This window comes from Agrobacterium sp. lyk4-40-TYG-31 (genome assembly GCF_030209855.1).
GTDB lineage: Bacteria > Pseudomonadota > Alphaproteobacteria > Rhizobiales > Rhizobiaceae > Agrobacterium > Agrobacterium vaccinii.
In genome coordinates, this window is sequence record NZ_JARVRE010000002.1 from 315,051 (window position 1) to 339,010 (window position 23,960).

The 23,960-nt window shown below is 56.5% G+C and carries 19 protein-coding genes; 7 read left to right on the top strand and 12 right to left on the bottom strand.

Annotated features, from left to right (window positions below; genetic code table 11):
- Positions 1–14: 14 nt before the first annotated feature.
- Positions 15–1,115: a sugar ABC transporter substrate-binding protein gene (locus tag QRN55_RS02180; protein WP_233123723.1), complete on the bottom strand. Its 1,101-nt coding sequence runs from the start codon at positions 1,113–1,115 to the stop codon at positions 15–17.
- 289 nt (positions 1,116–1,404) lie between these two features.
- Positions 1,405–2,625 carry an MFS transporter gene (locus QRN55_RS02185; protein ID WP_284774430.1) on the bottom strand — a complete coding sequence of 407 codons (1,221 nt, stop codon included), beginning with the start codon at positions 2,623–2,625 and terminating at the stop codon, positions 1,405–1,407.
- 186 nt (positions 2,626–2,811) lie between these two features.
- On the opposite strand from QRN55_RS02185, the gene QRN55_RS02190 reads away from it, so the two are divergent.
- The 3 genes from QRN55_RS02190 (at position 2,812) to QRN55_RS02200 (ending at position 6,440) form a co-directional block, all read left to right on the top strand.
- Positions 2,812–3,570, top strand: a complete 759-nt coding sequence (locus tag QRN55_RS02190) for a GntR family transcriptional regulator (RefSeq protein WP_284774432.1) — start codon at positions 2,812–2,814, stop codon at positions 3,568–3,570.
- Between the two features lie 235 nt (positions 3,571–3,805).
- Positions 3,806–4,888 carry a pyrimidine utilization protein A gene (gene rutA / locus QRN55_RS02195; protein WP_284774434.1) on the top strand — a complete coding sequence of 361 codons (1,083 nt, stop codon included), beginning with the start codon at positions 3,806–3,808 and terminating at the stop codon, positions 4,886–4,888.
- Position 4,889: 1 nt separating this feature from the next.
- Positions 4,890–6,440 (top strand): amidase, encoded by a 1,551-nt coding sequence (locus QRN55_RS02200; protein WP_284774437.1) that lies wholly within the window; start codon positions 4,890–4,892, stop codon positions 6,438–6,440.
- A 90-nt stretch (positions 6,441–6,530) separates the two neighbouring features.
- Here QRN55_RS02200 and QRN55_RS02205 read toward each other — a convergent pair whose 3' ends face one another.
- The 10 genes from QRN55_RS02205 to QRN55_RS02250 all read right to left on the bottom strand — a co-directional run bounded on the left by QRN55_RS02205 (position 6,531) and on the right by QRN55_RS02250 (position 18,339).
- Positions 6,531–7,160 (bottom strand): isochorismatase family protein, encoded by a 630-nt coding sequence (locus tag QRN55_RS02205; RefSeq protein WP_284774439.1) that lies wholly within the window; start codon positions 7,158–7,160, stop codon positions 6,531–6,533.
- Between the two features lie 217 nt (positions 7,161–7,377).
- On the bottom strand, positions 7,378–8,637 hold the full coding sequence (locus QRN55_RS02210) for an NAD(P)/FAD-dependent oxidoreductase (protein ID WP_284774441.1): 1,260 nt from the start codon (positions 8,635–8,637) through the stop codon (positions 7,378–7,380).
- Complete coding sequence (locus QRN55_RS02215) at positions 8,634–10,133, bottom strand: tripartite tricarboxylate transporter permease (RefSeq protein ID WP_284774443.1); 1,500 nt, start codon at positions 10,131–10,133, stop codon at positions 8,634–8,636. Before QRN55_RS02215 ends, QRN55_RS02210 begins: the two co-directional genes overlap by 4 nt.
- 10 nt (positions 10,134–10,143) lie before the next feature.
- Entirely contained in the window at positions 10,144–10,602 is a 459-nt protein-coding gene (locus QRN55_RS02220) for a tripartite tricarboxylate transporter TctB family protein (protein ID WP_284774445.1), read from the bottom strand.
- A complete protein-coding gene (locus QRN55_RS02225) occupies positions 10,602–12,989 on the bottom strand; it encodes a molybdopterin-dependent oxidoreductase (RefSeq protein WP_284774447.1) in 2,388 nt (795 codons plus the stop codon). The genes QRN55_RS02220 and QRN55_RS02225 overlap by 1 nt, the downstream gene beginning before the upstream one ends.
- Position 12,990: 1 nt before the next feature.
- Positions 12,991–13,962 carry a Bug family tripartite tricarboxylate transporter substrate binding protein gene (locus tag QRN55_RS02230; RefSeq protein ID WP_284774448.1) on the bottom strand — a complete coding sequence of 324 codons (972 nt, stop codon included), beginning with the start codon at positions 13,960–13,962 and terminating at the stop codon, positions 12,991–12,993.
- Positions 13,963–14,074: 112 nt separating this feature from the next.
- Positions 14,075–14,854 (bottom strand): SDR family oxidoreductase, encoded by a 780-nt coding sequence (locus QRN55_RS02235; RefSeq protein ID WP_284774452.1) that lies wholly within the window; start codon positions 14,852–14,854, stop codon positions 14,075–14,077.
- 10 nt (positions 14,855–14,864) lie between these two features.
- Positions 14,865–15,809: a 4-hydroxy-tetrahydrodipicolinate synthase family protein gene (locus QRN55_RS02240; protein WP_284774454.1), complete on the bottom strand. Its 945-nt coding sequence runs from the start codon at positions 15,807–15,809 to the stop codon at positions 14,865–14,867.
- Positions 15,810–15,967: 158 nt separating this feature from the next.
- Positions 15,968–16,669, bottom strand: coding sequence for a TetR/AcrR family transcriptional regulator (locus QRN55_RS02245; protein ID WP_284774455.1), 702 nt, complete (start codon positions 16,667–16,669; stop codon positions 15,968–15,970).
- Positions 16,670–16,761: 92 nt separating this feature from the next.
- Positions 16,762–18,339, bottom strand: a complete 1,578-nt coding sequence (locus tag QRN55_RS02250; protein WP_233136850.1) for an IclR family transcriptional regulator — start codon at positions 18,337–18,339, stop codon at positions 16,762–16,764.
- Between the two features lie 359 nt (positions 18,340–18,698).
- On the opposite strand from QRN55_RS02250, the gene QRN55_RS02255 reads away from it, so the two are divergent.
- The 4 genes from QRN55_RS02255 to QRN55_RS02270 all read left to right on the top strand — a co-directional run bounded on the left by QRN55_RS02255 (position 18,699) and on the right by QRN55_RS02270 (position 23,918).
- A complete protein-coding gene (locus QRN55_RS02255) occupies positions 18,699–20,306 on the top strand; it encodes an ABC transporter substrate-binding protein (protein ID WP_284774458.1) in 1,608 nt (535 codons plus the stop codon).
- Positions 20,307–20,398: 92 nt separating this feature from the next.
- A complete protein-coding gene (locus QRN55_RS02260; RefSeq protein WP_284774459.1) occupies positions 20,399–21,340 on the top strand; it encodes an ABC transporter permease in 942 nt (313 codons plus the stop codon).
- Positions 21,340–22,230, top strand: coding sequence for an ABC transporter permease (locus QRN55_RS02265; protein ID WP_284774461.1), 891 nt, complete (start codon positions 21,340–21,342; stop codon positions 22,228–22,230). Before QRN55_RS02260 ends, QRN55_RS02265 begins: the two co-directional genes overlap by 1 nt.
- Positions 22,227–23,918 (top strand): ABC transporter ATP-binding protein, encoded by a 1,692-nt coding sequence (locus tag QRN55_RS02270; protein ID WP_284774463.1) that lies wholly within the window; start codon positions 22,227–22,229, stop codon positions 23,916–23,918. The genes QRN55_RS02265 and QRN55_RS02270 overlap by 4 nt, the downstream gene beginning before the upstream one ends.
- Positions 23,919–23,960 lie beyond the last annotated feature (42 nt).

Sequence of the window (23,960 nt, forward strand, 5' to 3'; positions counted from 1 at the left end):
GCTTCGGTGTTGGCTTACTTGATCATCCAGAGTTTGCGGAAGCCATCGAGATGGGCATCGCCATAGCCATCATTGAAGTTGGCAGGCGTACCGGCAGTGGCGATATTGCTTTCGTCGAAAATCAACAGCGGCACGTTCAGCTTGGCCACTTCCGGCTTTCCGCACAGCATGCGCATGATGTTGTCGATGGCGGCATAACCAGCCCAGCCAAGGCTTTCGCCAATATCCATCTGTACCTGGCCTGCACGAACCATATCCAGAACGAAAGGTGTGCCGTTGAAGCTGGCAAGTTTGACGCTGCCTTCCGCACCGGTGATGCGCATGGCTGGAATGACGAACTGCGACATGGAGTCGTAGATCGGCAGGATATAGTTGATCGACGGATCGGCCAGCAGAGCCGATTGCGTGCCGGACTGGATCTTCGTTGCCCATTCAGAGACGGGAACATCGAGATGTTTGACTTTGCAATCCGGGCAAAGCGCTGCCAATTCGTTCTTGATCGATTCGACGAAGGGAATGGATGGCAGGACATCAGACGAGCCGATGACCAGAACGTTCGGCTTACCCTCGGTCTGCACATAGGCCCATGCGGCCAGCAGTTTTCCGGCGCTGGTGAAATCCACCTTGCCGGAATAGTCGACGCTCGGGATCGCCTTCTGCGTTACGTCGTAAAAATGGGTCGTTGAGATTTTCAGCCCGGCGGCACGCGCTTCGCCCAGTTGCGGCCCGAGAACTTCGGGGTTCAGACCACCGGCGAGGTCGAGAGCGTCATATTTCTGGGTAATCGCCTGCGAGATGCCCTGAACCCATTGGTCGATTTTCAGCTGGTTGTCCCAGGTCGTGTAGGTGAAGCCAACTTCTTTGGCCGCGTCTGACATTGCCTTTTGTAGCTCGACATTGAAGGGGATCGTCATGGAAATGGGGATAGACAGCACCTTCTTGTCCGCCATGCAGGCCTTGGCGTCAAAGGCCTCGCCTGGAGGCGTAAAGACCGGCATAGCCCGGTGCTGCTCGATGATCGCCTTGGCATCGGCCATGGGATCTGCTGCGGCGGGTGTGGAAAGGACCGCAACGGTTGAGGCGGCCAACAACGAACTGGCAAAAAGCAGGCGCATGATCAACATTCCCCTCTGTGATCCCGGTTTGACCGGCGTCTTTTAAGGTCGCCAGTGAGAGCTCCCATGAGGATAATGTACGTACATATTCAAGCTAACGTCAATCGGATTTTGCCTATTTTTTTGCGCTGCACATTTATCCGGCGATTGCCAAAAAGCCCACCAGCGTAACGCTTCAAATATGATCAATGGTCGCGCTTCACTGGCTTTGTAGTGCAACTGCGAACATCTTCGCGCCCGCGCCTGCGTGCTTTCACTGCGTCTTATGTCGGTACATATGAGGTTCTGTTCAGGGACCTGTGCGGTGGGCTTGCCATGCGATGAGCATGCCTGCAAAACCGAAGAGGGAAAAAATCAGGAAGCTTGCGCCATAATGTCCGGTCAGCGCGTAAAGGCTGGCAAAAGAAGACGGGCCGACAATGACGCCGATAAAGGTATAGACCAAGACGCCGCCAGTGATCGCGCCCACCCTGCCTTCAGGGGCGTTGTGGGCCACTTCGGCAAGAAGCACGCCATTCCAGCCGATGGTGACCGCTCCCATCGCAATGAAAAGCGCCACTTGTGCTATTACGGGGAGGCCCGGCAACCAATAGAGCAAGACATATCCCAGCCCGCCCAACAGGCCGAGGAGCGACAAGGTCACGTAACCGCCGCCTATACGGTCTGCAACCACGCCCCAGAAGATGCGGCCGAACGCGCCCGCAAACTGCATGGCCGCAGCAACCGAGCCTGCCGCCAGTAGGGACCAGCCGGCATCGTGCACAAGCGTGACCACGGCAAAGGCCGAGACAGACAATTGCATGGCGGAATAGGCAAAGCCCAGGCAACTGAGCGCCCGCAGGCGCGGGTTGCGCCAGATAGTCGATTGTTCATCGATCAAGCCGCGCCACATTGATGGCACCTTTTTCTCGACTTTGGGTTCTGCCGCATGGGTCATGGCCAACAGACCCATTGTCAAAAGCGGAGCAAGTGCGCCTATCAGTAATGCCATATGCCAATCGACATAACGCGACAGAAACGGAAAGGCGAAGCTTGCCAATATGCCGCCCAGCGGAACGCCGGACTGTTTTAGCGAAAAGACGATGTTGCGCCGGTTTTGCGGTGTGACCCGGCTCAGCATTTCTGACGACGCCGGGTTGTTCAGCCCGTAGCCGATGCCGATCAGAAGTGAAGCCAGAATGATTAGCGCGATATTGGCGGTGGCAATACCGGCAAAGCCAATGACGAAACACATCAAGGCGATCTGTTCGATGCGGATAGGGCCAAAGCGCTGCACCAGTGTTCCCGCAACCGCCGAGGAAAACATGCCAGACGCATAGATCAGGCTGATCTGATAGCCGATCCAGTAGGCGCCGATGTCCATATCTGCCGCAACGGTGGGAGCTATTGCCGTCAGCGCCAGCACGCTTGCCGTTGCCACGATCTGAATGAGGGTTGCTGCTATCAGCGTCTGAGTGAGGGAGGAGGCGCGGTGCGTTTGTGGGGCCTCTTCGGCGACTAAGTCCGACATGCGTCTCGATATCCTGGAAGTCCATTGTTTGTATATGTACGTACTATTTGATTTGAGAGCGTATCGCAAGCGGGCTTAAGGCGCTTTGCTCCGAGACCGGATTTTGTTTGCCTTTCGCTCTGAAAGAGGATTGAAACTTTCGTTATAAGAATGCGGCAACGCGCACCAGCATGGGTGGGGATGGGCTTGGACCAAAAAGGTATTGACTGGAAGCCGGAACTTGAGACTGCGCCTCTCTATCTCCAGGTCGCGCATCATCTGGAGAGCCGGATCAACAGAGGCGACTACCCGGTTGGTTCGCTGTTGCCCACGGAGAACGAGATTGCCATTGCTCTGGGTGTCAGTCGGCAGACCGTGCGACAGGCCATTGGCACGTTACGTAACAAAGGTCGGCTATCGGCCCGCAAAGGTGTGGGCACCCGCGTGGAGGCAGGGTTCGACCCCGAGCGAAAGCGCTTCATCGCCCATTCTCGATCTGAACTGTTCGAAATTGCTGCTGAAACGGAATTCGTAATCGACACGAAGGAAGAGATTTCAGCGCAGGGCAAGCTTGCTGTCGAGCTCGGTTGCCGTCCGGGCCGCAAGTTTTTTCACATGTCAGGTATCCGTTACTCCGGCGATCGCAGCCGGGCCTTTTCCTGGAACGAGGTTTACGTCGATTCCAAGCTGACTGCGGCGGTGAAAGACATCACCGTCGCCCGCAGCGCTATCTTTCACTATATTGAGCAGTTCACCGGCGAGAAAATTCAGGAAATTCAGCAGGATATCAAGCCGCTTATGCTGGATGAGACAGTCGCGAACAAGCTTGGCGTAAAAGCTGGAGATCTCGCTCTTGTGGTGACGCGTCGATATTACGGCTCCGGTCGGCGTCTGCTGGAATATGCGTTCCAGGTTCTTCCTGCCGAGCGCTTCACTTTCACCACGACGTTGCGCGCCGAAGGCTGACCTGCGGCTAGTTTACGCAGTGCCGCGCAAATTTCTGATGATTTGATTGGCGACATGCCTCCTCGTTTGCCGTTTGGCACATTCGGCGGCATCGCGCACCTGCGTCCAAAATCACCAAATGAGCAATAAATAGGCAAGCCTAAACTTACGTCATTTTTGGCTTTACAGCTTCAGATATTTTTGCATTAGTTCGTACATACTGCCCACGTATCCACCACATAAAAAGGGGAACCACATGGATATCGGTGTTTTCATTCCCATCGGAAACAATGGCTGGCTGATCTCGACAACGTCGCCGCAATACATGCCCAGCTTCGACCTCAACAAGCAGATCGTTCAGAAAGCTGAGAAATACGGCCTGGAATTCGCACTTTCGATGATCAAGCTGCGCGGCTTTGGTGGAAAAGCGGAGTTCTGGGACTACAATCTGGAAAGCTTCACGTTGATGGCGAGCCTGGCTGCAGTCACCGACCGTATCAAGCTCTTTGCATCGACAGCCGTTCTGACGCTGCCGCCTGCAATTGTTGCCCGCATGGCGACCACAATCGACAGCGTCGCACCGGGCCGTTTCGGCGTAAACATCGTGTCCGGCTGGCAGATGGCGGAATACGACCAGATGGGCATGTGGCCGGGGGATGATTATTTCGGTTACCGCTATGATTATTCAACCGAATATGTCCACATCATGAAAGAGCTTTGGGCGAACGGCGAATGCAGCTTCGAAGGCAAACACTTCACCATGAAGGATTGCATGATGAAGCCGACGCCGCAGAACAAGATCGAAATCGTTGCCGCTGGCCAAAGCCCGCGCGGCATGGAATTCGCCGCCGAATATGCCGATTACAACTTCGTCATGGGCGCTGGCATCAACACGCCGACGGCCTATGCGCCAAACAATGCCAAGTTACTGGAAGCGGCTGCCAAGACCGGTCGCGATGTCGGGGCCTATGTGCTGTTCATGGTCATTGCTGATGAGACCGACGAACTGGCAAAGGCCAAATGGGAAAGCTACCGCGCCGGGGCCGATGTCGATGCCTTAGCGTGGATGGCCGATCAGGGTAGTAAGGACGCAACTGCCGACAGTAACTCCACCGCCAAGCACATCAACCTGCCGGAAGGTGCGGTCAATTTCAACATGGGAACGTTGGTCGGCTCATACGCCAATGTTGCCCGCATGCTGGACGAGGCGGGCAATGTTCCCGGCACGAAGGGCATCATGTTGACATTCGATGACTTCCTTGTCGGCCTCGATACCTTCGGTGAACGCATACAGCCCTTGATGGCATCGCGCACGATCACCCAGATCGCAGCCGAATAAAATGAACCAGATGCCGCCTGCCATTGCTGTCAGCGGTCCGCTTGTCGGTGCCGATGACGTGCTTGACCCGCTGACCCTTGTCGATCCGGGGTCGGCAGATCGTGTGTATCTTGTCGCAGCGGTTTCTGGATCACTGAACAGCGCGCCCGTCGAACCGGCGTCGTCGGATACTCCTTGGCAACAGGCGGGTGTCGATACGCTTCTCTCGGCTTATGCCGGTGGGCGCATGTCTCCTACCGATGTCCTGAGCGATCTGACCGCTGCCATAGGCTCGTGTAGGGCAGGTGCAGAGGCCGTCGTTCGCTTGGTGCCGGGTGCGGAAAATGCGGCCCACGAAAGCGGTGAGCGCTGGCGCAATGGTACCGCTCGACCGCTGGAAGGGATACCCTTTGGCGTAAAAGACATCATCGATGTTGCGGGTGCGGTGGTCACCTCGGGCTCTCACTTTACCGGCGAACGGGTCGCACCAGCCGATGCCCATGCTGTTGCCAGCCTGCGTGCTGCCGGTGCCATTCCCTTTGCCATGACGGCAACCACGGAATTTGCCACCGGGTCGCCGCACAATCCGCGTTTCGGAACCGTGACCAATCCCTGGGATCAAACGCGCTGGACCGGCGGATCGTCAACCGGTTCTGGCGCTGGCCTTGCCGCGCGGTTGATGCCGCTGGCGCTCGGCACGGATACGGGCGGTTCCATCCGCGTTCCCTCCTGCTGGTGCGGCACCACGGGGCTGAAACCCAGTCGAGAACGGGTCTCGCGGTCCGATGTCGCGCCGCTGTCCTGGACACTCGATCATATCGGCCCCATGGCGCGCTCGGCCCGTGATATTGCTCGCGTCCTGCCGTTCATGACGGCGCAGTCCGAGCCGGAACTCGCCGCGCAATGCGCCGCCATTCTCAATGACGCAGAGGTGAAAGGTTTGCGTATCGGTGTGCCGATCAACTGGTTCACAGAGTCGGTCGATAACGCGGTGCTGACCAATTGGGAAAATGCGCTGAAGACGCTGGAAGCGCTCGGCTGCAAGCTCGTTCCATTGCCTGCAATCGATATTGCGCCCTGGCATGATGCGGGATGGACTATCCTGCAAAGTGAACTGGCAACGTTGCATTCCGCCCGACTGGATCGCGCCGAGCTCTTTGATGCCGGCTTGCTGCACCGGCTGAAAAACGGGTTGGCCTATACGGCGGTTGACTATGCACGGGCGCTTCAGATTCGCGCTGAAGCACAGACCAGTTTTCTCGCGGCTATGGAGGATGTCGATCTGGTCGTTACGCCTGGTGTCGGTGGCGAGGCCGGTCGGCTCGACAGCCTGACCGTAGACGTAAATGGCGAGGCGCATTCCTTCCAATCGCTGATCTCCCGCAACACCATGATCTTCGATCTCACAGGATTGCCCGCTCTGATGATCCCATCGGGCCGTGGAAACTCCAGTTTGCCGACAGGCATTCAGATCGTCGCACGGCCACAAGCGGATGCTCTGTGCCTGCGGCTGGGTGCCGCTTTGCAGGGAAAAACCGACTTCCATCGTCTAACGCCGCAGAGTTTGGTGTAGCTGCGAACTTTGCCGAACACCGCGCGGCCAATGCCAACGGCACCGCCAAGAACCGCGATGCGGCCCGGCTTTAAAAATACAGTCGCGGTGTTACGCCCTGAATGTTTCGAAGAACTGGATGATCTCGTCCTCTGAAACGACATCGGCATATTTGGCATTCATGTCGAACAAATTGGCGTCATGGGGTCCCTGATGACGATCGCCGCAGGCATCTGATACGACAGTCGTAATGAAGCCGTGCGACATGGAATCGACGCAGGATGCTCGCACGCAACCGCTTGTGGTCAGACCCGTCAGCACGACATTGTCTATGCCCATGGCCGTCAAGGTCGAGGCGAGGCTGGTGCCGAAAAAAGCGCTTGGATATTGTTTGGAGACGATGATCTCGTCTTCCAGCGGAACCAGTCCCTCTGCAAATTCGGCGGTGCTCCTGCCCTTGATGAAAGCACCCAGCGGCTTTGCCTTCTCCATGAAGCGCCCGCCGTTGATGCCGCTCTTCTGGTAGGTCACTTCGGTCAGCACCACAGGAATACCAACCTCATGGGCCAGTTTGCGGATGCGCAGTGCGGACGCCAGCGCATCGTCGACGCCAGCATAAAGAGGGCATTCGGGATCGAAATAGGCATGGGCGAAATCGACCAGAACCAGCGCCGGTCGTTTCCCAAAACCTGCCTTCTTGCCATATGCGCGTTTGTAGTTTTCATCGAGATTCTGGGACATTGTTTTTCCTATGCTTGGGTTGCTGGCCCGTATCACGGCACGAAACACCGCCGACAAGCGCACAAACTAGTCGTGAGGCCAATGGCGCGCTAGACCGGATTTTTGAATATCGGACCGCGATCCTCTGGCACCGACGTTTGTTCGGTGTCAGAGGATCGGATTTCTGCAGTCCACGTAAACGACGCGAAATCGCAATCCTTTCACCGAGCATGTAATCTTAAAATCTGGCTGCTGAAAATGGGCCCAAATCTACAAACGATGGCCGGTCTGCAACGAGGTTGGCAACCAGGCAACCAGTGACGGGTCCTGTCGCCAGACCGACGTGGCCGTGGCCGAAGGCGTAGATGATGTCCGTCGTCAAATTGGAATGGCCAATGACGGGCACCCCATCCGGCGTCGATGGGCGATGTCCCATCCAGCGATCAATACGGCTTTCATCGAAGGGAGACGATAGCGCGGTATAGGTGCGCTTGGCGTGACGCAGCAAAATATCGGCACGGGTCCAATCTGGATCTACGGTTGTGTTCGCAAGTTCTACTTGCCCTGCGATCCGCAAGCCGGCACGTGTCGGGTTGTTTCCCATCTTGCCGTCTCCGGGCATGACAGGCATTGCGCCCTTGGCGATATCGTTGGGTATGACGATGTGATAGCCTCGCTCGCTCTCAAGCGGCACCTTATCGCCCGCGACGGTCGCCAGTATTTTGGAGTGAATGCCGGCGGCAATAACTGTCCGATCGCACGCAATCGCGCCGGTCTCTGTTCGAACGGCAGTCAGCTTTCCCCCGGTCATCTCAAAACCTGTAGCTTTTGCCGTTACCATGTTGGCACCGAGCCTGATTGCATGCTCAACGATGGCGGCGACGTAACCACCAGGATCGACACAATGGCCGCCTTTTTCGACGATGACGCCGAATGAGTATCGCGCGTCAAGGTGCGGCTCGAGTTGATGCAGTTCGGCAGCAGAAAGTTCACGAAACGCCACCCCGTTCTGCCGTCGCAACGACCATGCCAGCGCTTCTAATTCGAAGGCGGCGCGGTCTGGATAGGCGTATATTAGCCCTTGACGAACAATGAAGTCCGAACGGCCGATCTCTGCTGCCAGCTTTTCGTGTCGTTCCGGCGCATCATGAAGCAAACCGGAAAGAATGCCCGCAGTTCGCTCCACCTTGGCAACGGTCGCACCCGCTTTTACGAAGCGAAGGAGCCAAGGCGCTAGCCGAAGAATATGACGCCAGCGAATGGCCAGCGGGCCGGACGGATCAGTCACCATTCCGGGCACCTTCTTCCAAAGTCCTGGCATGGACATCGGAACGATGGACGCTGGGCTTAACCAACCACTATTGCCATAGCTTGCTGCCTGCCGCCCGCCCGGAGGGCCCGGCTCTACAATCGTGACCTTATGTCCATCCCGCAGCAACTCGATCGCCGATGCTGCGCCAACGATGCCAGCGCCGATGACCACGACATGTTTCGTCATTCCTCAAATGCCTCCTGACGGACCGAGCCGAATTTCGGCAATATCATAAGGACCAGAACCACTGCAGCCGCTACGAGAAGGATCGCTGATATCGGCCTGTCTACAAAGACTGATACGCTGCCCTTTGACAGGAACATGGCGCGGCGAAAATTCTCCTCCAGCAATGGGCCGAGGATGAGGCCCATGACCAGCGGTGCGGCATCGCAATCGAGCTTGGCGAATACGTAGCCAAGCACACCAAATATCGCCAGCAGCCAGAGATCAAAGACGGAGTTCCCAAGCGAAAAGACGCCGATGGCGCAGAACACGATGATGGCTGGATAGAGATACTGGAACGGCACCGTCAGCAACCTCGTCCAGATTCCGATCAGTGGTAGATTCAACACCAGCAGCATCAGATTGCCGACCCACATGGAAACGATGACGCCCCAGAAAATCTGTGGGTGATCACTGATCAACGTTGGCCCAGGCGCAATGCCCTGCATAATCAAGGCGCCGAACATCAAGGCCATGACGGCGTTGGCCGGAAGCCCCAATGTCAGCAAGGGCACGAAGGATGTTTGCGCTCCCGCATTGTTGGCGCTTTCTGGTGCGGCCACGCCTTCAATGGCACCTTCTCCAAAGCCCTCCGGTGGTTTGGCAACGCGTTTTTCGATGGCGTAGGCCGCAAAGGCTGCAAGCAGCGCGCCGCTGCCGGGTAGAAGCCCCAGTACGGAGCCGATACCGGTGCCGCGCAGGATCGACGGTGTCATGCGACGAAAATCCTCGCGGCTTGGCAACATGGAGAAGAAGGGTGCCTTTATGGCGGTGCGGCTGCCCGTGTTTTCTAGGTCGCGGACCAGTTCTCCGATGCCGAACAATCCCATGGCGACAATTACGAAATTGACTCCGCTTGAAAGCTCGTCATAGCCAAGCATGAAGCGGGGTGCAGCGGTTTGGACATCCTGTCCTATCAATCCGATCAAAATCCCGATGAAAACCATGCCAAGCGCCTTTGGCAAGGAACCGCGCGCAAGAACGATCGAGGCGATGAGACCGAGGATCATCAAAGAGAAATATTCTGCTGGCCCGAACAGCAGCCCGAATTCGGCTAGAGATGGTGCAAACAGCGCAAGCAGTAAGGTTGCCACTGTGCCCGCGAAGAACGAGCCAAGGGCTGCCGTCGCAAGTGCCACCCCCGCACGGCCTTTGCGCGCCATCTTGTATCCGTCAATAGCCGTGACCACCGACGAAGCTTCCCCCGGCAGGTTGAGAAGGATAGCGGTGGTAGAGCCGCCATATTGCGCACCATAGTAAATCCCGGCGAGCATGATCAGCGAGGTGACCGGCTCAAGCCCGATTGTGAAGGGTAGCAGAATGGACATCGTCGCAGCAGGTCCAAGGCCAGGGAGAACACCCACTAGTGTCCCGAGCAGAGTGCCGATGAGGCACCAGAACAGATTGTTTGGCATCGTTGCCTGATCAAGGCCAAGAAGCAGGGCATGAACCGTTTCCATAGCTCTCTCCTCAGACGCCGAACCAGGGGCCGATGATGGCAACCGGCATGCCGAGGCCGCTGACGAAAGCCAGTCCGCACACGGTTCCGAGCAGCAGGCCGTAAATTGCCATCGGTAACGGGCGGAATGGACGCGATGCCAACGCCGCGGTCAGACTGCAAAGCGCCACGGAAACCAGCAGCCCGGCACCGCGCACAGTGATGCCAAAGACGATGATGGACAGCACGATGACGCCGAGTTTCGATAGGTTGAAATGGACGGCTTCCTGTGAGGCCGTTGCTTTGAAGGATTGGATGAGAACGATGATGCCCATAACGATCAGGCCAGAAGCCACCATCGTTGGAAAGCTCGCAGGGCCGATGCGACGCAGTGTGCCGAAGGGCAATTGAATACTTGGGATCAAAAAGCCCGCCCCAATCACCATGAATAGGCCCCCGGCGAGCATGTCGGCATTGAGACGTCGAGACATCATTCTACCTCGTTCATTTTGACTTGGCTTGATTGGCGCGGGTCTGCAGCAAAGCGCATGGGATTGTAGATTGTTACATCAGGCACCGTTCCCCGGTACCGTCTCACTTCCACCAGACACGCATTTGGGCTTGGACCCTGTGCCAAACGGGAGGTGCCGTGATCTGGCGTGAGTACATTCGGGTTGCCGTTGAGCTCTAGCGATCCGTGTTTCTGGGGATCAGCCGGATTGAACCACGCGCCCGTCGCCAGTTGAACCACACCCGGCATCACAGCATCGCTGATTGCCGCCACGGCTAGGCAAGTCCCGCGCGCGTTAGTCACTTCAACGACGTCACCGTCTTCAATGCCACGTGCCTTGGCATCTGCCGGGTGTATACGCACCGGCTGTCGCCCACCTGCTTTTGTTCGCTGTGACGGCGCCGCGTGATCCCACTGGCTATGCAATTTGTCATGGGGCTGGCAGGATAGGAGATGCAGAGGGTAGGTCGTTGCTAAGGGCGAACCGAGCCATTCTTTCGGCGCGAGCCAGGCCGGATGACCCGGGCAGTCATCATAGCCAAACTGCTCGATAACCTTGGAGGCAAGTTCGATACGCCCTGATGACGTCCGAAGAGGCGCATTTTTCGGGTCTGCTCGGAAGTTGGCGAGGAATGGTTCGTCCTTCTCGACGGCAGCTTCGACGATACTGTCTTTTTTAAAGTCCAAGAATTCCGGTAATTTGACTTGAAGGGAAGCAGCGGTCTTGCAAGCGTCGTTGTAGAGGCGCTCGAGCCACTGGGTTTCACTCAAGTCCTCGGTGAATGCCTTTTCGACATCGAGACGGGCGGCAAGGCGACGCAATATCTCATGATCTGTGGGTATATTATCGGGCGCAGGCGCGATAGCGGTTGAGAAGGCGATGAAATTATCACGCCCGCTTGCAACGAGATCATCTCGCTCGAAAAACGTTGCGGCAGGCAGCACGATATCGGCATGGCGCGCGTGGGCATTCCAGAAATGCTCGTGCGCGATGATCGTCTGCGGCTTTTGCCACGCTTCGACAAGACGATTGAGGTCCTGATGATGATGAAACGGATTTCCCCCCGCCCAATAGACGAGTTTGATATCTGGGTAGGTCCGTCTGTCACCATTGTGCTCATATTCGCTTCCAGGCGAGAGGAGCATATCGGCAATACGCGCAACGGGAATGTAGTCTGATACCGGATTGCGGCCCTGTGGCAATGACGGCCATTGCACCTTCGATCCGACCTGGCCGATGCTTGCGACAGAGGCATAGCCGAAACCGAAGCCTTGGCCGGGAAGGCCAATGCCGCCCAGCAAGGAGGCAAGCGTGATGGCCGCCCAATAGGGTTGTTCACCGTGATCCGCGCGCTGCAATGCCCAGGCCATCATGATGAACGTCTTTTTCGTCGCCATCTCTCTTGCCAGATCAACAATGGCCTGTGGAGGGATGCCGGTAATGTGAGAGGCCCACAGAGCATCCTTTGCGATGCCGTCTTTCTCACCCATCACGTAGGCACGGAAAGTCTCGAACCCCGATGTGTAGAGGTTGATAAACGCCACGTCATGAAGGCTCTCGGAGATCAGTGTGTGACAAAGCGCCAGTATCAAAGCTGTGTCCGTGCATGGCCGAAGCGGCAGCCACTCTGCGGCAAGACTTTCCTCGACATCGTCGCTGACCGGCGACACGTTGATCAATCTCGTACCGCACGCTTTGCATGCCAGAAGCGCTTCGCGAGCAAGATGTCGTGCCACGCCGCCCGCGTTGACCTGCGCGTTGCGTAAGGGCGTGCCGCCAAACATCACGATCAATTCGGAGTGGCCAACGATCTGGCTCCACGGCGTGTGTCCAGTTATCAAACCCTTCGTCGTTCCAATCACATGCGGAAGAATTACCTCGCCAGCGGCATAGCTGTATGTCTGGACTGATCGGATCGAGCCGCCTGCCACGTTGAAGAACCGTTTCAGTTGGCTCTGGGCGTGATGAAAGCGTCCGGCACTGGACCAGCCATAGGAGCCTGAAAAGATTGCTCCGTTGCCATAATCATATTTAACGCGAGCAATCTCTGATGCGACCAGATCAAGCGCTTCATCCCACGAAACCTCGACGAATGGTTCGGCCCCGCGCCGTCCATGCCGGGTTGCTCCTCCGTGTTCCAGAAAGGAGCGGCGCACGGCAGGCTTCAGAATGCGTGACGGCGCAAGACGATCCGCAATCAGTTCCGTCCCGAACGATGCGGGGTCTGGATCGTCCTCCAAAGGTTCCAGGCGATCCGGGGTGGTGCCCGGCGTGTAGAAACCCCAGTGGGTGCCGACAACGCCTCGTTCGTGCAAAGGCTCCGGGCCTTGTGCCGTATTGCTGACATTCTCCGGAGCCTTGCTCATCTTATTCGACCTTGATGCCAGCTGAATCAACGATCTTGCGGTAACGTTCCGTCTCGTCAGTAACGAATGTCTTGAGATCGGCGTTGTTCTTATACATCGGCTCGAAACCGAACACTGTGAGCTTTTCCTTGAATTTGTCGGAGTTTACGACCTTGTCGACGGCAGTGGCCAGATATTTTGCGGCGGTGGGGTCGAGATCTTTCGGTGCCCAAACGCCGTACCACGACAGCATATCCAGCGGCTGCATACCGCTTTCCTCTACCGTCGGCACGTCCGGTGCGAGCGGCGAGCGCTTCAGACTGGTGACGGCGAGGGCTTTGAGACGTCCTGACTTTACGTGGGGAAGCGAAGATAGCATGGGGTCTGCCATCAACTGCACCTGTCCGCCCATCAAATCCGTCAGTGCCGGGCCAGCTCCCTTATAGGTCACAATGTCGATATCCACACCGGCCTGGGCCTTCAGCGCTTCAAGCGCGAGATGACCCGCAGAACCGTAACCGGATGTTGCAAAGTTGAAGCTATCCGGATCTGCTTTCACTTCGGCGAAAAAGTCCTTGAGCGTGTTGGCCTTGGTTTCAGGATTGGTGATCACAAGAAGTGGGCCAGCGGCTATTCCGGCAATTGGGGTGAAGTCTTTCTGGACGTCGAAAGGCACGTTCTTGTTGATGAGCGGCGTCACAACATGGATGGAGGCATTCAGGAGAAGCGTGTAACCATCGGGTGCTGCCTTGACGACGTCCGACGAGCCGACGATGCCGCCCGCGCCGCCGGCACGATTATCCACCACGAAAGTCTTGCCAGTGGAGGCGGAAAGCTCTGTGGCCAGCACACGCGCCACACCATCGACTGCTCCGCCTGGTGGATAAGGAACGACAATGCTGACAGGGCGGGCGGGATAGTCTTCGGCGGTGGCGATGCCAGCCGACACCGTTGCGATGGTCGCGGCAAGCAACAATGATCCAATGTTCGTCATGGCTGAACGATTCCTTCTTGGTTCTGGACACAAATATGATGTCGCGGTACGGTGGTACCAACGGATTACACGGCGATCGGCAGAGCGCCGTATGTAAAGCAGTTCCGGTTTCCTAGAAGGTTCCGGGGTATTGACCGCCATCAATCAGCAAATTCTGTGCCGTGACGAAACCGGCATTCGTCGAGCACAGAAAAGCTATGTAGGCGCCCACTTCTGCCGGTTCGCCGTAACGCCCGGCAGGATTTTGCGACGCACGCTCACGCCAGATATCATCAAACGAACGACCGCTTTCCCGGGCCAAGACTTCAACGTGTTGGCGCTGACCATCCGATGCAACGATCCCCGGAAGTACATTGTTGATCGTGACGTTACGGCTGATGGTTTGACGTGCGAGACCGGCGACGAAGCCGACGAGGCCTGACCGCGCCGCATTCGACATGCCCAGTTCTGGCTGGGCAATCTTTACGCTACGCGACACGATGTTGACGATACGACCAAAGCCGCGTTCCATCATGCCATCGACGGTCAGGCGGATCATATCGATCGGGGTCAGCATCATACGGTCGATGCCCCTCAACCAATCTTCTCTCGCCCAGTTGCGAAAGTCACCCGGCAGTTCGCCATCGGCATTGTTGACCAGAATGTCGGGGGCAGGGCAGGCAGCCAATGCATCCCGACGACCCTGATCAGTCGTGATGTCGCCGACGACGGTCGTGACACGCGCACCGGTGAGTTCGCGTATCTCTCTTGCCGTTGCTGCCAATATGTCCGGCGTGCGGGCAAGAATTGTCAGTTCAACCTTTTCCCGAGCAAGGGCGAGTGCTGCAGCCTTACCCATGCCGCGGCTGGCACCCGTGACAAGAGCGTGGCGTCCCGATATTCCCAAATCCATCGGGCTACCCTCACGCGGCCAGAGCGGATGGGTTGATTTTCCAGCCGTAGACCTTGTCGAGGCCAAGTTCCTGCACGATACGAACGCCGCGTGCCAAGGCCTCGCCTTCCAGGCCCGTCAGTGGGCGGCGCAGTTCGCCAGCCGGCAGACCAACCGCCTTCATCAGCGACTTTACCGCCACAGGGTTGATGGCCGAATAATTGAAGTGCAGCAGCGGCAGCAAACGTAGATAGGTGTCGCGGAAGCCTTCCGCCTCGGTATAGCTCGACCACGGGCGCGACATGACGGCCACTTCCGCTGGCGCGATGTTGCCGCTCATATTGGCAGTACCATGACCTCCAAGGCTCATGGTCGGCACGACGAGACCGAGATTTGGGCTGTCGCAGCACATGACAGAAACATCAGGCCGGGCAGCAAGCACCTGTGCAACCTGGCCGACACGTGCCGTTGATTCCTTGTGAATCACATAATTTGGGTGCTTGAAGATGCGAAGAAGATGATCCCAATGCAGGTCGCTTTTGACGCGCGGCGGGTTGTTGTAGAGGCCGAGCGGCAGATCGGTGGCGTCGGCAATTTCGAGGAAATAACGCTCGATATCGGCCTCAGGCGCGCAGATGTAGGCCGGGGCTGCGATGATCGCACCGTCTGCACCGTTGTCGCGTGCAAACTTCACATTGTCGATGGTGACATCGGTATTGTTGCCGGTGCAGCCGTAGAAGATCGGCATTTTTGCCGACTTCATCTTCGCCGTTTCAACGATGATCCGGCGTTTCTCATCCTGCGACAGCATCGAGACTTCGCCCGTAGACCCCATGATCAGGACAGCTGACGTGCCGTTTGTCTCGTGAAACTGGAGAAGTTCGCGAAACGCGCCGATATCCACATTGCCGGAACGATCGAACGGTGTGATGAGGGCGACGAAGGAACCGGTTATCTTCCTGGCGGCTGCGGACATCTTTTTGCTCCTACGGAAATAAACAATATTTCAAACATAGTTTTAATTGGGGCATCGTCAACGATTTTGAATAGTCATTTTGACCGGATTGAAGGCAGAATATGCTCAAAATTACAGCAAATTTGGAAGAATACGCCTTCTGAGGCAAATCTGTTCAACTAGCTAGCCTGATCCGGACGTTGCACAGTCCTTGCCGCAAACCCTGCGCAAACATAGGCAACCAGCTGGGATATAATCTGTTCGTCGTCATCCGTATTGCACAAGCCGCCTGAAAGTTGCTTTAGCCGGAAGGTGGCGTGATCGGAATCGATCAAAACCTGCATGACCGCACCGATGGAAAAATTGTAACGCCAGAATACATCGGTTCGCGTCAGCGTCGGCATGGCCTTGCCGAAAGCATCGATGAAACGGAAGACGGCGGGATCCACCCGTCTCATGAAAAATCGCGTCGTCAATTCTCTGGGGCGCGAACGGATTTGCAGGATCAGGCGGGTCAGCGGTCGCGCGCCATCGGCGTCGCGGCTCAATTGGACCATGGGTCGTACGAGAGCCTCCGCCACGGCTTCGAGCGTGGGGGCCGCCGGGGCGGCAGCCGCCTCGCATGCTGCGAGCGCAGCCACGCGCGCATTCGTGTAAGGCTCCATCATGATGTTGAGGACCTCGCCGATCAGTTCGTCCTTGGAGCCGAAATAATAATTAATAGCTGCCACATTGACGTCAGCTCGCAACGTGATTTCACGCACGGTGGCTAGATCGAAACCCTGCTCGATGAAGACATCGCGGGCTGCATTGATAATTCGTTCACGCGGCTCGATCACGGTGTTTTCGACAGAGGTAGAGCCCTGTGCTTTTCTTGCCATTTGCCCGACTTCTCCAAACCGTAACGACGACCAGAACCTGAACGGCCTGAAACAATTCGGGCCATATAGCACGTTGTATTTGGGTTTCCCCTTTAAAAACTGCCGGATCGTGCATGTGATAACAACAGCGGTGCTACCACACGATCCAGCCTTTCTATCGACCAGTTCTTGACCGGTGCAGATACGACGATGGCGCCGAGCGGACGACGGTCGCCATCCAGGATTGCTGCTGCAATATTGACCTCGTCACGGATCGATTGTCTGTCCGTAAAAGCATAGCCGCGCTTGCGACTATCCATGATGTCCTGACGGATCAATGCTTTGTCTGCAATCGTGTGGGGCGTGGCCATTTCAATGACGCTACCATCAAGGATCGCCTCTATTTCGTGTTCATCGAGATGGGATAAAATCGCCCGTCCTCCCGAAGAACTCAGCGATGGCAGACGTCGGCCTGCATAGGCAGTTCTGAACGAGGGATGAGGTCGGCTCTGCACATGCAGCAGGTGCACGATTTCGGTGCTGTCCAGAATGCAGAAGGAACAGCGCAATCCACACTCTTCCCGTAACCGGATCAGCCTTGGCCACAGCACTTTCAGCAACGGATTGCTCATCTGGAACCTGAACAGCAGATCGAGTGCGCGAACCGATAGCTGGAAGGTCCGCCGACGGTCGTCTTTTTGTAGATACTCCATGGCAATCAGCGTTTCCGTCAGTCGTTGAACGGTGGGTATCGGAAAGCCGGTCAGACGATGAAGTTCCGTCAACGTCAGTTCCGGTGACGACGGTTTGAAGAAACGGAGCAAATGGATGCCCTTTTCGATCGAGGCGACGAACAGCGGGTCGTTCTCGCCGTCAAGCAGGACTAGACGCTGATCAGCCTTCTGTTCGAAAAACAAAGGCCGTGTCCCCGGGGAAATGCGAAGTTCCGACAAGTGATGGGCGGCATGCACGATATCTCTGCCGAGCTCTTTGAGTTTGTCCGGTTCCGACGATGGACCTGAAATCGAGATGGCGGCGAGAGGTTCGCCAGCGGCGTTTCGGAACGCGACAGCAAGCATACTTTGCTCCGTTCCCGTCGATCTCACATCGAAAGCAAACCCTTCACTGCTTTCTTGTTCGATCACTTTTTCCATCGTAGCGGCTGCGGCAGGCGTGAGACGGTGGTTTTGAACAAGCCGCTCAAGATAGGCCCGCCTCTCAACCTCGGGCATAAGCCTTAATAGCGCGCGACCCGGAGCGGAGGCCGACATGGGCAGGCGCTGGCCGGTCGGTGCAATTGTCAATGAGGCTGCAGGTGAAGGAACGCGGGCCAGCGTAATCACGTCGTCCTTATCAAGAAGCCATAAATCGCAGCTCAACCCCGTGGCCGCATTCAGATCGACCAGAGTTGGCATCACCAACTCAATCAAGCTGTTGGATGTCAAATAGGTATGAGCCAGATCGGCAACCCGGTGGGTCAGCGTTAGTGTCGCGGTTCGGTCTTCGCGCCGCAAAAGCCCGGTTTCTACCAGCGTGTGCACAATGCGCTGGGCGCTCGATCGGTTCATATCTGCCATTTTGGCGATATCGGTAATGCGTAGCTCCGGTGTTTCGGGACTGAAAAGTTCGAGAACGGAAAACGCTTTTTCCAGTGCCAAGATATGGTCCCGCCGACGATTGCTTCCGCTCATTATAGTCTTTCATGCCCTATGCGGCGTTGACAAGCTTTTCACACACCATATAATCGTTCATCAATAATAACAATCGCATTGCGGTAAAATAACAAGGGGAACGCGTGCTTCATATGACAGGAAAATCACGGCCTTAAATTTGTAGAAATTGCCCGTAATGGCGGGCATGTCATGACCTCAGATGAACACATGTTCGACATGGGTTCTGACGTCTCATGATGTCGAACGGCTGGCCGCGATGTGTCGCGGTATCAGCGCATCATTCTGGAAGAAATCATTCTCCGGCTCCGGCGCATGCGTCGTGGCCCTGGTTTCTTGCGCCTCATTTTCAAGTGTCGAATAAAGGGGAACTAACAAGAATGTACGCTTTAAAATCCAAAAGAAATAACGGTTTCAAACGGCATGTCGCAGCCTCGTTGCTTGCATTGTCTTTCTGCGTCAGTGGCCTCGCGACCCAAGCGCAAGCCCAGACGGTGATTGCGGTTCCGCATTCCGGCATTCGTATTCTCGATCCGATCATTACCACTGCCCATATCGTTCGTAACCATGGATACATGGTCTATGACACGCTGCTGTCCCTGGATTCGAAGTTCACGCCAAAGCCGCAGATGGCTGAGTACGCTATTTCCGATGACAAGCTGACCTACACCTTTACATTGCGTGACGGCTTGAAATGGCACGACGGTACACCTGTAACGGCAGAAGATTGTGTTGCGTCGCTGAAACGCTGGGGAACCCGCGACACCTCCGGTCAGGTCATGTTCGACAAGACTGCAAGTCTTGTCGCCACCGATACAAAGACGATCACGCTGACATTGAAGGAGCCATTCCCGTTCGTGCTGGATGTGCTGGCAAAACCGTCCTCGGTTGTTCCTTTCATGATGCCGAAACGCATCGCCGAAACCCCCGCAGATAAAGCCATAACCGAATATTTCGGTTCGGGACCGTTCAAATTCGTCGAGGCGGAGTATCAGCCGGGCGTAAAGGCTGTTTACGACAAGTTTGAGGACTATGTGCCCCGCTCGGAACCACCGGATTGGCTTTCTGGTGGCAAGGTCGTCAAGGTGGACCGGGTAGAGTGGGTGTCCATGCCGGATGCGCAGACAGCGTTGAATGCCGTCCAGTCGGGGGAGGTCGATTACGTCGAATCTCCATCGGTCGACTTGTTACCGCTTGTGCAGGGTAATGACGAATTGACGGTCCAACTGCTGGCCAAACTTGGCTCGCAAACCATGGGTCGCATGAACTTTCTTTATCCGCCATTCGACAATCCAAAAATTCGCAAGGCCGCAATGATGGCTATGAACCAGAAGGACGTCTTGGATGCCCTGATTGGAAATCCAGACTATTACTCTGTTTGCGGCGCGATGATGGGCTGCGGTACGCCGCTTGCCAGCGAGACCGGTGCCGAGACGCTCATTGGCAAAGGTGATGTCGAGGGCGCGAAGGCGTTGCTCAAGGAATCCGGGTATGACGGCACCCCCGTCGTGATCCTGCATCCGACGGATGTCGTGACCGTCAAGGCACAGCCCGTCGTCGTAGCAGCGGCTCTGCGCGCCGCCGGTTTCAATGTCGATCTGCAGGCCATGGATTGGCAGACCGTTGTCACCCGGCGTGCGTCGCAGAAGCCTCCGTCCGAAGGTGGCTGGAACATGTTTTTCACCAACTGGATCGTTCCTGAAGTCATGACGCCGCTGAACAATCCCATGCTCAACGGTCGTGGGAAAAACGGTTTCTTCGGGTGGCCCGAAGACGCAAAGCTCGAAGAGTTGCGCGCGGCCTACGTTTCGGCAGCAACGCCGGAAGAGCAGAAGAAAATTGCCGGTGATATCCAGGCGCATTCCATGGAAACCGTGAATTACATCCCGCTTGGCCAGTACAAGCTGCCATCGGTGTGGCGCAACGAGCTTTCCGGTTTCGTGGAGGCACCGGTGCCGGTTTTCTGGAACATCGAGAAGAAGGAATAGTCTTCAGGCTTTCAGATTGACCGATCGTTCTTTTTGTCCGGCGGCTTCGTCGCCGGGCAGTCCAAACCAGACCGGACATGCGAGGAGCGCCTATGCTGGCCTACACCTTACGACGTGTAATGTCTGCCATCCCTGTGATGGTGACTGTTGCCGTTTTCGTTTTCCTGCTGTTGAGACTGACCCCCGGGGACCCGGCCGCCATTATCGCGGGCGATATGGCAACACCCGAACAGCTTGAAAAGATCAGAGCATCGCTGGGGCTCGACAAACCGCTTCTCGTGCAGTTTTTCTCGTGGATCATGCTGCTCCTCAAAGGTGATCTCGGAACGTCGCTGATTTCCAATACCCCCGTCACAGGTATGATCGCCAAACACATAGAGCCAACTATCAGTATCGCGCTGTTGACCATCACACTGTCCATCGTAATCGCTGTCCCGCTTGGTGTTCTGGCCGCATGGCGTCATGGTAGCTGGATCGACTATGCGGTCATGTCGATATCCGTCGTCGGTTTTTCGGTGCCGGTCTTCGTTATCGGTTACATCCTCATCCAGTTTTTCGCCATCGATCTGAAGTGGTTTCCAGTTCAGGGTTTCCGCAGCATAACCAGGGGCATCGGCCCGTTTCTTGATCGTGCTATTCTACCGTCTCTGACATTGTCATCGATCTACGTTGCATTGATCGCTCGCATGACCCGCGCTTCAATGTTGGATGTGCTGGGCGAGGACTACATCCGCACCGCTCGCGCCAAGGGGCTTCGCGAAAACATCGTTTTGTTTCGCCACGCCTTGCGTAACGCCGCCGTGCCTGTCCTCACCATCATCGGCACAGGTTTTGCCCTCTTGATCTCCGGCGTGGTCGTCACTGAAAGCGTCTTCAACATTCCCGGTATTGGTCGCCTGACGGTCGATGCCATTCTGGCGCGGGACTATCCCGTCATTCAGGGCATGATCCTGCTGACCAGCGGTATCTATGTCCTCCTCAACCTACTGATCGACCTTTCCTACTCGCTCTTTGACCCAAGGATTCGTTACTGATGGCTGCTTCACGTCCTTTCGGGGCAGCGCTTCGTCTGCCGTTCACCAAAACCTTGGGACAGTCGAAATCAAAGATCGGCGTCATTCCGGTTATCGCCTGTATCATTCTCGTCATCACAGTTCTGATGGCCATCTTCGCGCCGCTTCTCGCCCCGCACGATCCGATGACGATGACACCGTCCGCCCGTCTGAAGCCGGCAAGCGATATCTATCCTCTCGGAACCGATGCTTATGGTCGCGATGTGCTGTCACGTGTTCTGTACGGCGCGCGCATCTCGTTGCTCATCGGCGCGGGCGCAGCGATCATATCGATCGGTATCGGTCTCGCGATCGGTTTGGTGTCGGGTTTCTTTCGCTTTATGGATGCCATCGTCATGCGCATCATGGACGCACTTATGGCCATTCCGAGCCTGCTGCTGGCCATCGCGGTCGTGTCTCTGACAGGTGCCAGCATCTGGACCGTGATGTTCGCGATCACCATCCCGGAAATCCCGCGTGTCGTGCGGCTCGTACGATCCGTGGTGTTGTCGGCGCGTGAGGAGCCCTATGTAGAGGCGGCGATTGCAGTTGGCTCCAGCCTGACGAAAATTCTCTGGCGGCATTTGATGCCTAACACACTGGCACCACTCATTGTCCAGGGCACGTATGTTTGTGCCTCGGCCATCCTGACGGAAGCAATCCTGTCCTTCCTCGGTGCAGGTGTTTCCACCGAAATTCCTACCTGGGGAAATATCATGGCCGAGGGGCGGGCTTACTTCCAGATCAATCCGACCTTGATCTTCTGGCCGGGCCTCCTCCTGTCACTCTGCATCCTATCGATCAATCTGCTCGGAGATACGGCGCGTGACCTGCTTGATCCCCGCATGAAGAAAAGGGAGGCCGCGAAATGACGGTGACGGCGATAAAAGATGATGCGGCAGAGATTCTGTCCATCCGAAATCTGATTGTCGGCTTGACCGGCGACGATACCACGAGGCCAGTGCTGGACGGCATATCGCTGACCATCCACGCTGGTGAGACTGTGTGCCTCGTGGGTGAAAGCGGTTCTGGAAAGTCCGTGACATCACTGGCAACCATGGGTCTTCTGCCGCGTCAATCTCTGGAACCGAAGGGCGGCGAAATCCTGTTCGAGGGCGAAGACCTGTTGAAGGCCGATGGTGCGCGTATGCGTTCCTTACGCTCGAGCCAGATCGCAATGATCTTTCAGGAGCCGATGACGGCACTCAACCCGGTGCTGTCCGTCGGTCGTCAAATATGCGAAGTGCTTCAGGAGCATACGAAACTTGGCAAGCGCGAACAGCGCGAGCAGGTTCTGGCGATGATGGAGCATGTGCATCTGCCGGATGTGCAGAGGATCTACAATTCCTATCCGCACCAGCTTTCCGGTGGCCAGCGCCAGCGCATCATGATTGCCATGGCGTTGATCCTCAAGCCCAAGCTTTTGATTGCCGATGAACCGACAACGGCGCTCGATGTCACGACCCAGAAGCAAATCCTCAAGCTGATCGACGAGCTTCAGGAAAAGCAGGGAACTGCGGTCCTGTTCATCACCCATGATATGGGTGTCGTGGCCGAAATTGCCGACACTGTTTACGTCATGCACCATGGCAAGCTGGTCGAACATGCGCCGATCGACAAGATTCTTCGCTCACCCGAGAAAGACTACACTCGCACTCTCCTTTCCGCCGTTCCCAGTCTGGCGCCGCGTCCCCCGCGTCCGGTCGATAGTCAGGAAATCGTTCTCTCCGTGTCCGAGATGGACAAGGTTTACACGAAAAGCAGCCTGTTCGGAAAAAGCATCGAGGGCACCAAGGCGGCAGACAAAGTTTCCTTCACCCTCAAGCGCGGGCGCACATTGGGGATCGTCGGTGAAAGCGGTTCGGGAAAATCCACCGTCGCACGCTGCATCATGCGGCTGATCGATCCGACGTCTGGCAGCATTCGCGTGTCCGGCAACGAAATAGCCGATTTCTCACGCCGTGCATTGCGCCCGCATCGCCAGCACATCCAGATGATCTTTCAGGACCCTTATCGCTCGCTTAATCCGCGCGTAACGGTGGGCGAAAGCATTGTCGAGGGGCCAGTCAATTATGGGAAGACGAATGCTGTCGCCTGGGCGGAAGCCAAGGAATTACTTGGCCTCGTCGGTCTGCCAGAAGATGCAATCAGCCGTTATCCGCACCAGTTCTCCGGTGGTCAGCGGCAACGCATTGCCATTGCGCGCGCCATTGCCATGAAACCAAAAGTGCTGGTGGCCGATGAGGCCGTTTCGGCGCTGGATGTCTCGGTGCAGGCACAGGTGCTCGAGCTGCTGGCCGAACTTCAGGAAAAACTTGGCATTGCCATGTTGTTCATCACCCACGATCTGAGGGTAGCAGCACAGATTTGCGATGATGTCATCGTCATGCAGCGTGGCAGAATCGTTGAATATTCCACCGGTTATGATGTTCTGACCAAACCGACAGACGTCTATACCCGCCAGTTGATCGACGCCGCGCCAGGGCGCCATTGGGACTTCGCGAACTTTCGTCAGCTGGACATGGAAGTACCCGCAGCCAATGGTCCCGCCTACGTTTAAAGATTTCCACCACGCCATTCCATCTTACTGCAAGGATATCCC

Bases quoted from the DNA above. Each gene is read 5' to 3' on its own strand.
- QRN55_RS02180 (WP_233123723.1), bottom strand. From the start codon at position 1,115: ATGCGCCTGCTTTTTGCCAGTTCGTTGTTGGCCGCCTCAACCGTTGCG.
- QRN55_RS02185 (WP_284774430.1), bottom strand. From the start codon at position 2,625: ATGTCGGACTTAGTCGCCGAAGAGGCCCCACAAACGCACCGCGCCTCC.
- rutA (WP_284774434.1), top strand. From the start codon at position 3,806: ATGGATATCGGTGTTTTCATTCCCATCGGAAACAATGGCTGGCTGATC.
- QRN55_RS02200 (WP_284774437.1), top strand. From the start codon at position 4,890: ATGAACCAGATGCCGCCTGCCATTGCTGTCAGCGGTCCGCTTGTCGGT.
- QRN55_RS02205 (WP_284774439.1), bottom strand. From the start codon at position 7,160: ATGTCCCAGAATCTCGATGAAAACTACAAACGCGCATATGGCAAGAAG.
- QRN55_RS02210 (WP_284774441.1), bottom strand. From the start codon at position 8,637: ATGACGAAACATGTCGTGGTCATCGGCGCTGGCATCGTTGGCGCAGCA.
- QRN55_RS02215 (WP_284774443.1), bottom strand. From the start codon at position 10,133: ATGGAAACGGTTCATGCCCTGCTTCTTGGCCTTGATCAGGCAACGATG.
- QRN55_RS02220 (WP_284774445.1), bottom strand. From the start codon at position 10,602: ATGTCTCGACGTCTCAATGCCGACATGCTCGCCGGGGGCCTATTCATG.
- QRN55_RS02225 (WP_284774447.1), bottom strand. From the start codon at position 12,989: ATGAGCAAGGCTCCGGAGAATGTCAGCAATACGGCACAAGGCCCGGAG.
- QRN55_RS02230 (WP_284774448.1), bottom strand. From the start codon at position 13,962: ATGACGAACATTGGATCATTGTTGCTTGCCGCGACCATCGCAACGGTG.
- QRN55_RS02235 (WP_284774452.1), bottom strand. From the start codon at position 14,854: ATGGATTTGGGAATATCGGGACGCCACGCTCTTGTCACGGGTGCCAGC.
- QRN55_RS02240 (WP_284774454.1), bottom strand. From the start codon at position 15,809: ATGTCCGCAGCCGCCAGGAAGATAACCGGTTCCTTCGTCGCCCTCATC.
- QRN55_RS02245 (WP_284774455.1), bottom strand. From the start codon at position 16,669: ATGGCAAGAAAAGCACAGGGCTCTACCTCTGTCGAAAACACCGTGATC.
- QRN55_RS02250 (WP_233136850.1), bottom strand. From the start codon at position 18,339: ATGAGCGGAAGCAATCGTCGGCGGGACCATATCTTGGCACTGGAAAAA.
- QRN55_RS02255 (WP_284774458.1), top strand. From the start codon at position 18,699: ATGTACGCTTTAAAATCCAAAAGAAATAACGGTTTCAAACGGCATGTC.
- QRN55_RS02260 (WP_284774459.1), top strand. From the start codon at position 20,399: ATGCTGGCCTACACCTTACGACGTGTAATGTCTGCCATCCCTGTGATG.
- QRN55_RS02265 (WP_284774461.1), top strand. From the start codon at position 21,340: ATGGCTGCTTCACGTCCTTTCGGGGCAGCGCTTCGTCTGCCGTTCACC.
- QRN55_RS02270 (WP_284774463.1), top strand. From the start codon at position 22,227: ATGACGGTGACGGCGATAAAAGATGATGCGGCAGAGATTCTGTCCATC.